The 13,086-nt window shown below is 68.1% G+C and carries 15 protein-coding genes; 7 read left to right on the forward strand and 8 right to left on the reverse strand.

Features of this window, described 5'->3' with window-relative positions; translation table 11 throughout:
* Window positions 1–78: 78 nt before the first annotated feature.
* The 4 genes from ACWCRJ_RS31905 to rlmN form a co-directional block, all read right to left on the reverse strand.
* Window positions 79–1,113, reverse strand: a complete 1,035-nt coding sequence (locus ACWCRJ_RS31905) for an ABC transporter ATP-binding protein (protein WP_450942560.1) — start codon at window positions 1,111–1,113, stop codon at window positions 79–81.
* On the reverse strand, window positions 1,113–2,840 hold the full coding sequence (locus tag ACWCRJ_RS31910; RefSeq protein ID WP_450942561.1) for an ABC transporter permease: 1,728 nt from the start codon (window positions 2,838–2,840) through the stop codon (window positions 1,113–1,115). The genes ACWCRJ_RS31905 and ACWCRJ_RS31910 overlap by 1 nt, the downstream gene beginning before the upstream one ends.
* Entirely contained in the window at window positions 2,816–3,892 is a 1,077-nt protein-coding gene (locus ACWCRJ_RS31915) for a thiamine ABC transporter substrate-binding protein (protein WP_450942562.1), read from the reverse strand. The genes ACWCRJ_RS31910 and ACWCRJ_RS31915 overlap by 25 nt, the downstream gene beginning before the upstream one ends.
* Before the next feature lie 309 nt (window positions 3,893–4,201).
* The gene (gene rlmN / locus ACWCRJ_RS31920) at window positions 4,202–5,308 is read right to left on the reverse strand and encodes a 23S rRNA (adenine(2503)-C(2))-methyltransferase RlmN (protein WP_450942563.1); all 1,107 of its coding nucleotides are present in this window, start codon (window positions 5,306–5,308) and stop codon (window positions 4,202–4,204) included.
* Between the two features lie 200 nt (window positions 5,309–5,508).
* On the opposite strand from rlmN, the gene ACWCRJ_RS31925 reads away from it, so the two are divergent.
* The gene (locus ACWCRJ_RS31925; RefSeq protein ID WP_450942564.1) at window positions 5,509–6,294 is read left to right on the forward strand and encodes a hypothetical protein; all 786 of its coding nucleotides are present in this window, start codon (window positions 5,509–5,511) and stop codon (window positions 6,292–6,294) included.
* Between the two features lie 218 nt (window positions 6,295–6,512).
* Here ACWCRJ_RS31925 and ACWCRJ_RS31930 read toward each other — a convergent pair whose 3' ends face one another.
* Window positions 6,513–7,190, reverse strand: a complete 678-nt coding sequence (locus ACWCRJ_RS31930) for an HNH endonuclease (protein ID WP_450942565.1) — start codon at window positions 7,188–7,190, stop codon at window positions 6,513–6,515.
* A gap of 455 nt (window positions 7,191–7,645) precedes the next feature.
* Between ACWCRJ_RS31930 and ACWCRJ_RS31935 the strand changes: the two genes are divergently transcribed.
* Window positions 7,646–8,206 (forward strand): HD domain-containing protein, encoded by a 561-nt coding sequence (locus ACWCRJ_RS31935; RefSeq protein ID WP_328224113.1) that lies wholly within the window; start codon window positions 7,646–7,648, stop codon window positions 8,204–8,206.
* Here the strand turns inward: ACWCRJ_RS31935 and ACWCRJ_RS31940 are convergent.
* Genes ACWCRJ_RS31940 through ACWCRJ_RS31950 form a run of 3 tightly spaced genes read right to left on the reverse strand, consistent with a single transcriptional unit; the run spans window position 8,194 to window position 9,746 of the window.
* The gene (locus tag ACWCRJ_RS31940) at window positions 8,194–8,664 is read right to left on the reverse strand and encodes an NUDIX hydrolase (protein ID WP_328224112.1); all 471 of its coding nucleotides are present in this window, start codon (window positions 8,662–8,664) and stop codon (window positions 8,194–8,196) included. The two genes, ACWCRJ_RS31935 and ACWCRJ_RS31940, sit on opposite strands and share 13 nt — an antisense overlap.
* A gap of 30 nt (window positions 8,665–8,694) precedes the next feature.
* Window positions 8,695–9,012, reverse strand: coding sequence for a hypothetical protein (locus ACWCRJ_RS31945; protein ID WP_450942566.1), 318 nt, complete (start codon window positions 9,010–9,012; stop codon window positions 8,695–8,697).
* The gene (locus ACWCRJ_RS31950; RefSeq protein ID WP_450942567.1) at window positions 9,009–9,746 is read right to left on the reverse strand and encodes an XRE family transcriptional regulator; all 738 of its coding nucleotides are present in this window, start codon (window positions 9,744–9,746) and stop codon (window positions 9,009–9,011) included. The genes ACWCRJ_RS31945 and ACWCRJ_RS31950 overlap by 4 nt, the downstream gene beginning before the upstream one ends.
* A 154-nt stretch (window positions 9,747–9,900) precedes the next feature.
* Between ACWCRJ_RS31950 and ACWCRJ_RS31955 the strand changes: the two genes are divergently transcribed.
* The 5 genes from ACWCRJ_RS31955 (at window position 9,901) to ACWCRJ_RS31975 (ending at window position 13,077) form a co-directional block, all read left to right on the forward strand.
* Window positions 9,901–10,254, forward strand: a complete 354-nt coding sequence (locus ACWCRJ_RS31955; RefSeq protein ID WP_257565087.1) for an SCO3933 family regulatory protein — start codon at window positions 9,901–9,903, stop codon at window positions 10,252–10,254.
* 2 nt (window positions 10,255–10,256) lie between these two features.
* Window positions 10,257–11,612, forward strand: coding sequence for an FtsK/SpoIIIE domain-containing protein (locus tag ACWCRJ_RS31960; protein ID WP_450942568.1), 1,356 nt, complete (start codon window positions 10,257–10,259; stop codon window positions 11,610–11,612).
* A gap of 83 nt (window positions 11,613–11,695) precedes the next feature.
* Window positions 11,696–12,178, forward strand: coding sequence for a hypothetical protein (locus tag ACWCRJ_RS31965; protein WP_450942569.1), 483 nt, complete (start codon window positions 11,696–11,698; stop codon window positions 12,176–12,178).
* A 5-nt stretch (window positions 12,179–12,183) separates the two neighbouring features.
* A complete protein-coding gene (locus ACWCRJ_RS31970; protein ID WP_450942570.1) occupies window positions 12,184–12,864 on the forward strand; it encodes a DUF2637 domain-containing protein in 681 nt (226 codons plus the stop codon).
* Window positions 12,865–12,885: 21 nt separating this feature from the next.
* The gene (locus ACWCRJ_RS31975; RefSeq protein WP_046704488.1) at window positions 12,886–13,077 is read left to right on the forward strand and encodes a mobile element transfer protein; all 192 of its coding nucleotides are present in this window, start codon (window positions 12,886–12,888) and stop codon (window positions 13,075–13,077) included.
* The last annotated feature ends 9 nt before the right edge of the window (window positions 13,078–13,086 follow it).

A 13,086-nucleotide genomic window follows, 5' to 3' on the forward strand; every position in this document is an offset into this window, starting at 1 on the left:
TCAGGGCTGTGGCCCGTGTCCCTCCCGGAGGGGCACGGGCCACACGCTCGTTCTCCCACGCATCGCCACGGCGCCTGCCTACGCGGCCGGACCGGCCCCCAGCACGACGATCTCGGCCGAGTCGAAGCTCACGCCCACCCGCTCCCCGGGCTCCGGCGCGTCCCGCAGCGCGCACGCCGCCTCCAGACGCGGCGCGCCCTCGGGCTGGAGGTGCACGGCGACATGGGTGCCCCGGAAGGTGCGCGCGGCGACGGTGCAGCGCAGTCCGTCCGCCGCGTCGACCAGACGCACCCCGGCGGGCCGCACGAGCAGCGCGCACGCCCCCTGCGGCGAGCCCTCCGGCACCGGTACCTTGCCCCACGCCGTGTCCGCGGCCGCCCCGGTCACGGTCGCCTCGACCACGTTGTCGAAGCCGAGAAAACGGGCCACGAACTCGTCGGCCGGCCGCTGCCACACGTCGAGAGGTGTGCCGGACTGGGCGATCCGGCCGTCCCGCATCACCACGACCCGGTCGGCCAGCGCGAACGCCTCACCCTGGTCGTGCGTGACCGCCAGCACGGTCGTGCCCAACTCCGCGAACAGCTGCCGCAGTTCGACGACCAACCGCTCCCGCAGCGAGCGGTCCAGCTGGCCGAGAGGCTCGTCGAGCATCAGCAGCCGGGGGTGCGGGGCGAGGGCCCGGGCCAGCGCGACCCGCTGCTGCTCACCGCCGGACAGCTCCCCGACCGGCCGCCGGGCCGCTCCGGGCAGCCCGACCAGCTCCAGCAACTCCCGCACCCGTAGCGCCCGTTCACCCTTCGCCGCGCCATGCATCCGGGGACCGAAGGCGACGTTCCCGGCGACGTCCCGCTGCGGGAAGAGCTGATGGTCCTGGAACATCAGACCGACACCGCGCTTGTGCGCGGGCACACCCGCCTGGTCGTTCCCCGCCAGCAGCACCCGCCCGCCGTCGAGCGGTTGCAGCCCGGCGACCACCCGCAGCAGCGTCGACTTGCCACTGCCGCTGGGCCCCAGCACACACACGATCTCGTGCTCGGCGACCTCCAGATCGACCGCGTCGAGCACGGGCCGCCCGTCGAACCGTACGGTCGCGCTCTCAAGCCCGAGCAACATCAGAACTCCCCCGTGCGATCGGTACGCAGGCGCTCCAGCACCAGCAGGGCCACCGCGCACACCACCATCAGAATCGTCGAAAGGGCCATCGCCTGGCCGTAGTTGAGGTCACCGGGACGGCCGAGCAGCCGTGCCACGGCCACCGGGAGCGTGGGGTTGTCGGCGCGTGCGATGAACACGGTCGCCCCGAACTCCCCGAGCGAGACGGCGAAGGCGAAGCCGGCCGCGATCAGCAGTGCCCGCCGCACCAGCGGCAGGTCGACCTCGCGCCACACCCGCCAGGGCGAGGCCCCGAGCACGGCCGCCGCCTCCCGCAGCCGTTCGTCCACCGCCCGCAGCACGGGCAGCATGGTCCGTACGACGAAGGGGACGCCCACCAGGGCCTGGGCGAGCGGCACGAGGATCCACGACGACCGCAGGTCCAGCGGCGGCTCGTCCAGCGCGATCAGGAACCCGAAGCCGACGGTCACCGCGGACACCCCGAGCGGCAGCATGAGCAGCGCGTCGAAGCCCCGGACGAGGCGGCCGGCCGTGGGGGTCCCCCCGTGCGGACGCCGCCGGGAGCCGGGGAGGGTGAGCGCGGCGGCGGCGAGCCCGCCGACCAGCAGGGCGATGCCGGTCGCGGCGAGCGCGTACAGGAGCGAGTTGCCGACCGCCTCGATCGGCGCCACCAGGAAGATCCCGCTGTCGTCGCTGGTCAGCGCCTTGTAGTAGCCGAATCCGGGCGCGTCGAGCGACCTCTGCACCAGCACGCTCAACGGCAGCAGGATCAGCACGACGACGGTGACGAGCACCCCGCCCAGCAGTGCCCACTGCCCGGCTCCGCGCGGCCGCCGGGCCGTCAGCGAGGCGTCCACCAGTCGCAGCGCGGTCTCCCGCCGCCGTACGGTCCACGCGTGCACGGCGAGGATCAGCCCGACGGCGACGAACTGCACGAGCGTCAGCACGGCGGCCGCCGACAGGTCGAAGATCTCCGAGGTCTGCCGGTAGATCTCCACCTCCAGCGTCGAGAAGGTCGGCCCGCCGAGGATCTGCACCACCCCGAACGAGGTGAAGGTGAAGAGGAAGACCATCAGGGCGGCTGCGGCGACGGCGGGCGCGAGCGCCGGGAGCGTCACCTTCCGCCAGGCGGCCAGGGGCGACGCCCCGAGCATCCGCGCGGCCTCCTCCTGCCGGGGGTCGAGCTGCGCCCACAGCCCGCCCACGGTCCGTACGACCACCGCGTAGTTGAAGAACACATGCGCGAGGAGGATGGCCCATACCGTGGTGTCCAGCCGTACGCCCCACAGCTCGTCGAGCAGCCCGCCGCGCCCCACCAGGGCCAGGAAGGCCGTGCCGACGACCACGGTCGGCAGCACGAACGGCACGGTCACGACCGCCCGCAGCAGGTCCTTGCCCCGGAAATCGAAGCGTGCGAACACATACGCGCCGGGGAGCGCGATCAGCAGCGTGAGCGCGGTCGAGACGAACGCCTGCCAGGTGGTGAACCACAGCACGTGCCGGATGCCGGAGTCCCCCAGCACCTCCCCGATCCGCCCGAGGTCCCAGGTCCCGCCGTCCTTCAGCCCCCGGACGACGATCGCGGCGACGGGATGGGCGAAGAACACCCCGAAGAACGCGACCGGCAGCACCATGAGCCCGAGCCGCGCCGCGCTCCCCGACCGACGGGGGCCGCGCGGCGCGGTCCCGGCCGACGTCTTCGCTACTTCAGTACGAGCGAGGTCCACGACTTGACCCACTGGTCACGGTTCTCGGCGATCTTCTTCGGCGCCATGGTCTCGGGGTCCTTCGCCGCGGGTCCGTACTCGGTGAACTCGGCGGGTACGGAGGCGCCTTCGACCACCGGGTACACGAACATGTTGAGCGGCATGTCCTCCTGGAACCTCTTCGAGATCAGGAAGTCGATCAGCGCCTTGCCGCCCTCGGCATTCTTCGCGTTGCTCAGCAGCCCCGCGAACTCGATCTGCCGGAAGCAGGTGCCCTCGGCGACCCCGGTCGGCGCGGTCTTCGGCCGCGGGTCGGCGTAGACGACCTCGGCGGGCGGCGAGGACGCGTACGACACCACGAGCGGCCGGTCGCCGCCGGCCTTCCTGCCGTCCGTCGACCCGGAGAACTCCTGGTAGTACGCCTGCTCCCAGCCGTCGACGACCTTCACGCCGTTGGCCTTGAGCTTCTCCCAGTAGCCCTCCCAGCCGTCGTCCCCGTACCGGGCGGCCGTACCGAGGACGAAGCCGAGCCCGGGCGAGGAGGTGGAGGCGTTCTCGGTGACGAGGAGATCCTTGTACTCGGGCTTGATCAGATCGTCGAACGACGTCGGCGGCTCGATCTTCTTCTCGCTGAAGTACGCCTTGTCGTAGTTGACGCAGATGTCACCGGAGTCGATGGGCGTCACCCGGTGCTCGGCCTTGTCCAGCTGGTAGGCGGCACCGACCTTGTCGAGTCCCTTCGCCTCGTACGGCTGGAAGAGGCCGTTGTCGAGCGCGCGGGAGAGCAGCGTGTTGTCCACGCCGAAGAAGACGTCGCCCTGCGGGTTGTCCTTGGTGAGGATGGCCTGGTTGACGGCCTGCCCCGCGTCCCCGCTCTTGAGGACCTTGACCTTGTACCCGGACTCCTTCTCGAACGCCTTCAGCACGTCCTTGGAGTAGGCGAAGGAGCCGTGGCTGACGAGCGTGACGGTTTTGGAGCCGCCCGACCCGGTGTCGTCGGACGAGGAGCCGCACGCGGACAGCGTGACGAGCCCGAGGCCGACGGCCGCGGCGACGAACGTTCTGATGTGCACTGGATTCCTCCTGGAGTGACCAGGAAGAGACGCGGCCCTGCCCGGGTGCCTCCGGCACTGGCGAAGGCACCCGGGCAGGGCGCAACAGCTTGAGTGATGACCGAACTTCCTACCCAGAATGACCTGGGCGAGGTTCAGAGGGTCTGCGGCCCGCTTGCCGCACTCTCAGCGCTGTGGCGCTCCCCTGTCGGAATATGAAGATGTGTGTACGGGGGTCAGAGTACCCCGTGGCCGGATTCCGACTCCTGCCGGTGGCCACGAGCTGACCCTCGTCCCCGTCCCCGCCCCCGGTTCCCCGGTCTGCGCGGTCTACCTCTCGGTGGCGGCCAACTGCCCGCACGCCCCGTCGATCTCCTGCCCCCGGGTGTCCCGGACGGTCACCGGCACCCCGTGGGCCGCGATGGCCTCGACGAACGCCTTCTCGTCCTCGGGCCGGGATGCGGTCCACTTGGACCCCGGAGTGGGGTTCAGCGGAATCAGATTCACGTGCACCGGCTTGCCCCTGAGCAGCCGGCCCAGCCGGTCACCGCGCCACGCCTGGTCGTTGATGTCCCGGATCAGCGCGTACTCGATGGACAGCCGGCGCCCGGACCTGGCCGCGTACTCCCATCCGGCGTCGAGGACCTCACGCACCTTCCACCGCGTGTTCACGGGGACGAGGGTGTCGCGCAGTTCGTCGTCCGGCGCGTGCAGGGAGATGGCGAGCCGGCACTTGAACCCCTCGTCGGCGAACCGGTGGATGGCGGGCACCAGCCCGACCGTCGACACCGTGATGCCGCGCTGCGACAACCCCAGCCCGTCCGGCTCCGGGTCGGTGAGCCGGCGAATGGCGCCGACGACCCGGTTGTAGTTGGCGAGCGGCTCGCCCATCCCCATGAAGACGATGTTGGAGAGCCGCGCGGGCCCACCCGGGATCTCTCCGTCCCGAAGCGCCCGCATCCCGTCGACGATCTGATGGACGATCTCGGCGGTGGACAGGTTCCGGTCCAGCCCCGCCTGCCCGGTGGCGCAGAACGGGCAGTTCATCCCGCACCCGGCCTGCGAACTGATGCACATCGTCACCCGGTCCGGGTACCGCATCAGCACCGACTCGACGAGCGTCCCGTCGAACAGCCGCCACAGCGTCTTGCGCGTGGTCTCCTGGTCGGTCGACAGATGCCGCACGACCGTCATCAGCTCCGGAAGCAACGCCTCCCGCAGCTTCTCCCGCGCCCCCGCGGGGATGTCGGTCCACTGCTCCGGGTCGTGCGCGTACCGCGCGAAGTAGTGCTGCGAGAGCTGCTTGGCGCGAAACGGCTTCTCCCCGATCGCGGCAACAGCCTCCTTACGCTCCACAGGCGAAAGATCAGCAAGATGCCGCGGCGGCTTCTTGGCTCCGCGGGGGGCGACGAATGTGAGTTCTCCGGGCTTCGGCATAACCCTCCCAGTGTCGCAGATCAACTCGGGGAGCCCAGGCCAGAGCGGGGTGGGGGTGGTCACCTGTGGGTGCCGACTGTCAGCGTTGGTCGACCTCGGACGGCCCAGGGACGGCCCAGGACTCAGCCGTGATCACTGCTCTGTGTTGGCCACTGTCAAAACCGGAGGAACTCAAGCCTGAGCCCGAGCATACTGGCGGCATGGAGATCACAACTGAGGCCGGACATCGACTCCTCGCATACATCAGTGCCGCCACTCGGCGCGGAGCCACGCTAAACCCCGAGCATTTGGAAGCTTACGCGAAGTCCCCTTTCCGGCGCGCGCGACGCCTCGGTTCGCTTCAAGACATGGTGGCCTCATTCGGCAACTTCGGTGGTCGGACTGAGTATCTTGAGACCTGGACCGATTATCTCAGCCGCGTAGGTTGGATCTCGATCTCTGACAACTCCGTGAAGCTAACAACGCTAGGCCACGCAATTCTGGCTGATCTTTCGGCACCCAAGATCGAGATGACGAGCGACGACAGCTCAGAGGTCATTCTTGACCCATCCGACCCATTCGCTTACGTCAAGGTTATTGGCGCTCTGGCGGACATCGGCGAGGGCCTATTGGTCGACCCGTACTTCCGATTCGATCAGCTGGAAACGGTGGTCGAGCACACCCAGATCAAGCGAATTCTTACCAGCAAAAAGATTGGGGCTCCAGCGATCTCGCAGCTGGCCCTCGCCCTTGCGGTCTTCGAGGAGTCACAGAGGCCCGAGGTGCGCGTAGCTAGCGAGCTTCACGACCGTTTTGCCATTTCGACGGGCGAAAAGGTGATCGCCATCGGAACTTCCCTCAACTCGGTGGGGCGAAATCTGAGCATCGTCGTCCCACTGGCAAGCATCGCGGGAAGCGCCATTCGGAGCAGTCACGAAGACCTCTGGGCCAAGGCGCAAGTTTTGGCGCCAAAGAATCCGCCGACTTCCAGTAATGCAAGCTCCTGATGGAGGCAACAGTCACCTCTGCAGCAGAAGATTACGCAACCAGTTTTATCGCAACGCGAGGTCGGCGGAGCGGCTTTGGGCTGGAGCCGCTTTGGGGCGAGTGATCATGGCTTCGTTGCTGTACTTCGCTGCTGCACCACACCGGCATGCCGTCTGCTACCGCTGTGGCCACGGACGGCACACAGAGGCACTGATGGCGTAAGCATGCAGGAAATCTATTAGACGTCTTCTGGACCTAGAATCCCAACTTCCTCGCACACGGCCAGATGCAGGTCGGTAGAGGCCTCCGAAAGCTCGCCTGCGATATCACGCCTACCCAGACTTCGGGGTGCGGGAAATGCGCTACCACTTAGCTCGTCGGCCCAGTCGCCCACGTGGTAAAAAATGGCACCAGCAATGCCATCAGCTCGGGTCCCTTTCCAGCGACTATGGAAGTCTAGTGCGGAAATAAATACACTCGCGAAAGTGTCCGCTGTCAGATGTCTCGCTTGTTCGACATCCTCAAGGGTTGCCTTCCGCTTTGACTTGACCGCACCGAACTCCTGCAAGCTGCGCACCCATGCGCCGAACTGGACCCTAAAATCTTGATATGCACCAATCCTCCGCATCTGGTCTCCTTTGTCAACTTCTAGCGACAGCAGCGGATTTAGATTGGCTTTATATTGCCGCATGGCCTTGCGGTCCAATGGGTTATGCGGATCATCGAATCGCGTGTGACATGTGGGGCACAAGGCGATCAAATTCTTGAACTCATGTTTTTGCACCTTCACCCACGGGGCTACGTGTGCAATTTCCACGGGCGTGGCCCGACATGCGGGAATCGCACAACGATGGCCAGCCTCAATCAGAACACGCCTTCGAAGCTCTCGCGGGATTGCAGGTCGACTGCCAGTCATGGCGGCATGCTAGCGACTGGTACTGACAGCTGAGCAGGGGTGCGCTTGAGGCTAACGCGAGGTCGGCGGAGCGGCTTTGGGCTGGAGCTGCTTTGGGGCGAGTGATCTTGGCCCCGTAAGCTGATGGCGAGTCGGGCAGTCTGTGGACCTGCCCGGTAAAGCACGACGTTGGGGCCAAGATCTTAGAGGCTCGCCCCAAAGTGGCTGCCTAAAGCCGTGGAGCCGACCGCCCCAGCCATAGAGGGTGTCTCCCACTTCATGCCCGCAGCCGCCGAGCGCGCCGCCGGGCGCGGCCAGCCGGGGCGCAGACAGGAGGCAGGCCGCGCCGCAGAGGCGGCGCGCGCCCGCGCCGTGCGCGGGCTCTTGATGATGTAGGGAAAGTTGTACCGCACCATGATCGAACTGCTCGATCGTGGCCTGTCGGCTCCGCGCCCGTCTCGGCTACCGTTTCATCCATGCCTTCTGCACTGGACACACCCCAAGGGGCGGCGGCACTCGCCGAGTCCCTGCTTCCTCCGCTCGGGAACCGCTGGCTGCACACTCAGTCTGTGGCCGCTCGGGCGCAAGAGATCGCCGTGGCTGTGTCTGAGGCTGACCGGAATCTCCTCGTCGCCGCCGCGTGGCTGCACGACATCGGCTACGCCCCCGAGCTGCGGGACACCGGCTTCCACCCCATTGACGGCGCTCGTCATCTGGAAACGTTGGGTGCGCCGGCACGCCTCGTACGGCTGGTCGCCCATCACTCGGGGGCAGTGTACGAAGCAGAGCAGCGAGGACTCACGGCGGAGCTGGCCGTCTACGAGCGGGAAGACTCGCCGGTCCTGGACGCCCTGATCATGGCCGACATGACGACGGGCCCCGCCGGGCAGTCCTTCGACTTCGACACCCGTATTGACGAGATCCTCGTCCGTTACGAACCGGGCAGCGAAGTGCACAACGCGATCAGCAAGGCGCGGCCGTACCTCAAGGACGCTGTCGAGCGGACCCGTGCCCGCATGGCTCATCAGCCGATGTAGGGCTCTGCCCGGTCGGCCAGGCCGTGATCGATCCTCATACGCATGGACGGGTGGATGTTCAGCTCGTCCAGCCTGCTCGGGTCGACGAACGCAACCTCCTTGCTCTCGCTGCTCGTCTGCGGTTGGCCGCCAATGATGCGAGCGTGGAAGCAAATGGAGAACTGCTGTCGGACCTCGCCGTCGTCGTACGCCATGACGTGGCCGGGGTTCGTGTAGATCCCGACGAGGCCGGTCACCTCCACGTCGAACCCTGTCTCCTCCTTCGTCTCGCGTACGGCCGCGCTGGGGGCAGACTCACCGAGGTCGATGCCGCCACCGGGGAGGGCCCAAAGGTCGTTGTCCGTCTTGTGGATCAACAGGACCTCCCCGGCCTCGTTAAGGGCCACTGCGGTCACGGAGGGGACGAGGCTGTTCGCCTTCGGGGCATTGGGGTCGTTGAAGTAGTCGATGCGGGCCATGCATCCAGCCTCGCACGGCTACTGAGGTAGTCAGGTTCGCTGTGCGGCTGGTCCGAGGTCTCTCCCGTCCAGAACCTCGATACCCACGATGACCGTCGCGGTCGGATCGAGACTGAGCCAGATCAGAACTTCGTCGTGTTCCTCAAGCTGGCAGAGAAAGGGAGTGGGCGAACCTTGCGCTGCCGTCAGGAGGCTGCGGCAGGTAGGCGCACACGTGCATACGCCGTGGTACCGCAAGGCTGGGATCTGCTCGATCAGGACCGTGTCATCGGGGTCGAGTAGGCGCAGGATGTCTGCCGTCAACTCGGGGAAGACGTCCGCGAGCAGCGGTAGACCTTCGGCGGTCACGGTGCAACGGGAGTCCCGCGCTCCCACGTGTAGTCGAAGCTCCGCATGTAGTGCCGGAACGTGCGGGCCCCCGGGATGTAGCGGAAGTGCAGTACCGGGTTCTGCCCGGCCGGGGCTCCGAGCACGTGCGGATTCACCAACACGTCCTCGTCGAACCGATAGATCGAGTTGTAGAGGATCGTGTCGTGCAGGCGGACTTCGACGCCCGGCGTTTTCATCGCTGGTACGAGGTACCGCCGCGTGATCCGCGCGCGTGCCGCCAGGTCATCGCCTATGCCTTCCTCTTCGCCGCGCTGCCGGACCATCTCCGAGTCGGGGTCGCCGAGGAGGACGCGTACCTGGGCACCGGCCTTGGCCTTCTCGGCCAACTCGTATGGCAGGTCCGGATGGTTGTCGAAGAGGAACAGTCCTGCGTACACAAGGATGTCCACCTGGTCCGCGGCCTTCTCGATGAGCGATGACCACAGAGCGGCCGGCACCGCGCCCCGGTGCGGGTAGTACGTGATCAGCTCGGACGTGCTCGCCGTCTCGGCTTGCTTCTCGACGGTGGGCCACAGGTAGACCTCGTCTACGCCTAGGAAGCTCGCGGCCTTCCAGCGGTGCCCCCGGTGCGGAGTGCGGTTGGTCGTGATCCATCGCTCCACGCTCTTGGGGTCGACCCCGACGTGATCGGCCGTGGACTGGATGGTCTCCCCCTTCGCTGAAATCGCCGCGCGCAGACGCTCGTTCGCCATGGCTGCCTCTCTCGGACGTTTCGGGGACGTTTTGACGATAACTCAGACGTCCCTAAACGTCCATACGGACCGTGATGCGTCCACCCCCTCTCGTCGTCTCCTTGTCTCACCGGCAGGCGCTGGACAACTCCCATCAACAGCAGGAGAACAGACGATGCGTCAGATCCCCGTTGACACCTCCGCCGCAACCGTGATGATCGCCAAGGCTCCGCAGCCGAAGGTCAAGGACCGCCGTACCGGTGAGATCGCCCTCGACAAGGACGGCGTGACCCTGATGACGGTGGAGGTGATGTTCTCCACCCCGGACGAGGTCGAGATCCTCAAGCTCACCGTTCCGCAGCCGGGCGTCTCCGAGGACCTGGCCATGGGCACCCCGGTCGCGCTGACGGGTCTGGTCGCCTCGGCGTGGGAGAACGAGTTCAACGGGCAGAAGCGCCACGGCATCGCCTTCCGCGCGGTCGCGGTCACCTCGCTGGCCGCTGCTGCCTCGAAGCCCAAGGCTGCCTGATCATGACCTGGTTCACGGTCGCTCTGGTGCTGGTCGCCGCTGCCGCAGTGATCCTGCGGTGGCGGCGCCCCGCCTGGTACTGGCTGACCTTCGGGGTCACCCTCGCCACGGTGCGGGTCCTGGTCCGCTACGCCTCGGTCATGGACGCCTGCGGGCTGACCGTTCCGCCTTCCCGCTGGCGTCTGGCCCTGGCCCGTATCGCCAACCGGGAGGTCCCGCAGTCCCGCCCGCCGCGCATCCTGCGTATCCGCCCGACCCGCACCGGCCTGGTCCTGCGCCTGGGCCTGCGCCCCGGACAGGACGCCTTCGACGTCGCGGCGTCCGCTGACCGGCTGCGCCACTCCTTCGGCCTGTACGGCGTCACCTCGCGTGAGCTGCGCTCGGGTGTGGTGGAGGTGCGGATGACCGGCTACGACGTGCTCAGGCGGGTGCAGATGCCCGCGAAGACCGACGCCCGCCCGACGCGGGTCCCGGTCGCCCTACGCGAGGACGGCTCGGTGCACTACCGCGACTACCGAACCGTCCCGCACGGCCTCACCCTCGGCGCCACGGAATCGGGAAAGTCCGTCTACCAGCGCAACCTGGTCGCCGGACTGGCCCCGCTGGATGTCGCACTGGTGGGCATCGACTGCAAACAGGGCGTGGAACTCTTCCCGCTGGCACGCCGGTTCTCCGCACTCGCCGACAACCCCGACACCGCCCTCGCCCTGCTCGAAGCGCTCGTCACGCACATGGAGGAGGTCTACCAGCTGATCCGGGCCAACCAGCGGATCACGGTGAACGTGCCGGATGCGGAGATCGCCGCCGACATCTGGGACCTGCCTGAAGACCTGCGCCCGGTCCCGGTCGTGGTCCTGGTCGACGAGGTCGCCGAACTCGCCCTCTTCGCTTCGAAGGACGACGAGAAGCGACGCGACCGCATCATCACCGCCCTGGTCCGGCTCGCCCAGCTCGGCCGCGCCGCCGGCATCTACCTGGAAATCTGCGGGCAGCGCTTCGGCTCCGAACTCGGCAAGGGCATCACCATGCTCCGCGCCCAGCTCACCGGCCGCACCGCCCACCGCGTCAACGACGAATCCTCGGCGAACATGGCCTTCGGCGACATCGCGCCGGACGCCGTCCTCGCCGCCATCCAGATCCCCACCGACACCCCCGGCATCGCCGTCACGGGCGACGCCTCCGGCGGCTGGGCCCGCATCCGAGCCCCGCACACCTCGCTGCGCGAGGCCGTGAACATCTGCAACAAGCACGCCGACCGCACCCCGGACCTGCCCGCCCTGGCCCCGTTCCGCCCGGCACTCGCCCCGGCGCCCTCGGCCCCGGTGCCGCTGTCCAAGACAGCCCCCGCCACCGCCTGACACTCCCGCTTCCCCCGCTCGGCGCGACCGCTTCGCGCCACGTCCCTACCCCCTCCATGCCTCCAGACAGGAAGGAGCGCCCCGTGTTCTGCGAGCACTGCGGCGACGTCGACGGCGAAGAGACCGGCATCGACCACGACGAACGTGACTGCCCCTGGTACGACACCGACAACGGCACGGTGACCATCGACCCCGACCAGCTGACCCTCACCCTCCAGACCAGCGCCGACGGCTCCCCGGCCCTGCGAGCCGCGATCAACCTCCTCATCGACCACGGCCTGTGGATCAAGCGCCTGGCGGAACGGCCCGAACTGCTCCTGATCGACTACTCCGAGCCCGACCCCGAGCCGTACGGCGTCGACTGGCTCAAGGTCGTCGAAGCCCTGGCAGCCAACGACCTGCCCGCCTCCAGCGGGGAACTGCGCATCCTGGCCCTCGCCGCATCGCTCGCCGACACCACCGCCCGCATCCCGCTCGGCGACGCCGTCACCGGCCTCGACACCACCAACCTCGCCCTGGTCCTGAAGGCCATCGTCACGGCCAACGGCCGCCCCGTGGCGGGGTGACCGTGATGGCCTCGCGACTGCGCATCGACGCCGTGCTGGTCCAGGCGGTCATTGCCGGGGCGCTGTCCTTCGCCCACCTGCACGACCTGGCCGCCGCTGCCGGACAGGACGGCTGGAAAGCCTGGGCCTACCCGGTCTCAGTTGACCTGCTCCTGGTCGCCGCCTGGCGACGCCTGCGCACCGATGGACCGTCCCGGCTGGCCTGGTGCTGGTTCGTGATCGCGCTCGTGGCCTCGCTCGGCGCCAACGTCGCCACCGCCGGACTCCTCGACCTCGGCCAGGTCCCGGCCTGGCTGCGGATTCTCGTCGCCGCCTGGCCCGCACTGGCCTTCATGGGCGGCACGCTCCTCGCCCACTCCGCCGAAGACCCGGTGCCGGATCCGCCGGCACCCGCGCTCCACCTCGACCCCGAACCCGAACCGGTCACCGAATCCCCGGAGTTGGACGCCTCGACCTCGCTGCCGCCTGCGGTCGAGGAAACTCCGGCCCTTCCCGCACCTGAGCCCGCCCCAGCTCCGCCCGCGGTTCCCGCTCCGCCGGTCCCGGCCGCGCTCGTCGACCACGCCCGCAAGGTCGCCGACGACCACCAGGCCCGGACCGGATCGCCGATCGACCCCGACACCCTGCGCGCCCGCCTCGGCGTCCCGCCGCAGCTGGCCGACGCCATCGCCGCCCAACTCGCCTGACCCGAAGGGAGAACCACCGACATGCCTGCCCGCGATCACTTCCACTCCGTCATGCGGATCGGCCCCGTGCAGATCGGCACCCACCGCGACCGCAACGGCCGAACCAAGCACGCCGCCGTGTGCACCAACGACCGCTGCGGCTGGTCCGCCGACTACTCCAGCCAGACCGCCGCACAGCTCGCCGCCCGCACCCACCGCTGCACCGCCCGATAGGAGGCCACC

It is taken from the genome of Streptomyces sp. NPDC002324 (assembly GCF_053593335.1).

Excerpts from the sequence above, each read along its gene's own strand:
- ACWCRJ_RS31925 (WP_450942564.1), top strand. The coding sequence starts at position 5,509 with ATGGAGATCACAACTGAGGCCGGACATCGACTCCTCGCATACATCAGT.
- ACWCRJ_RS31935 (WP_328224113.1), top strand. The coding sequence starts at position 7,646 with ATGCCTTCTGCACTGGACACACCCCAAGGGGCGGCGGCACTCGCCGAG.
- ACWCRJ_RS31960 (WP_450942568.1), top strand. The coding sequence starts at position 10,257 with ATGACCTGGTTCACGGTCGCTCTGGTGCTGGTCGCCGCTGCCGCAGTG.
- rlmN (WP_450942563.1), bottom strand. The coding sequence starts at position 5,308 with ATGCCGAAGCCCGGAGAACTCACATTCGTCGCCCCCCGCGGAGCCAAG.
- ACWCRJ_RS31950 (WP_450942567.1), bottom strand. The coding sequence starts at position 9,746 with ATGGCGAACGAGCGTCTGCGCGCGGCGATTTCAGCGAAGGGGGAGACC.
- ACWCRJ_RS31930 (WP_450942565.1), bottom strand. The coding sequence starts at position 7,190 with ATGACTGGCAGTCGACCTGCAATCCCGCGAGAGCTTCGAAGGCGTGTT.
- ACWCRJ_RS31905 (WP_450942560.1), bottom strand. The coding sequence starts at position 1,113 with ATGTTGCTCGGGCTTGAGAGCGCGACCGTACGGTTCGACGGGCGGCCC.
- ACWCRJ_RS31940 (WP_328224112.1), bottom strand. The coding sequence starts at position 8,664 with ATGGCCCGCATCGACTACTTCAACGACCCCAATGCCCCGAAGGCGAAC.
- ACWCRJ_RS31970 (WP_450942570.1), top strand. The coding sequence starts at position 12,184 with ATGGCCTCGCGACTGCGCATCGACGCCGTGCTGGTCCAGGCGGTCATT.
- ACWCRJ_RS31975 (WP_046704488.1), top strand. The coding sequence starts at position 12,886 with ATGCCTGCCCGCGATCACTTCCACTCCGTCATGCGGATCGGCCCCGTG.
- ACWCRJ_RS31955 (WP_257565087.1), top strand. The coding sequence starts at position 9,901 with ATGCGTCAGATCCCCGTTGACACCTCCGCCGCAACCGTGATGATCGCC.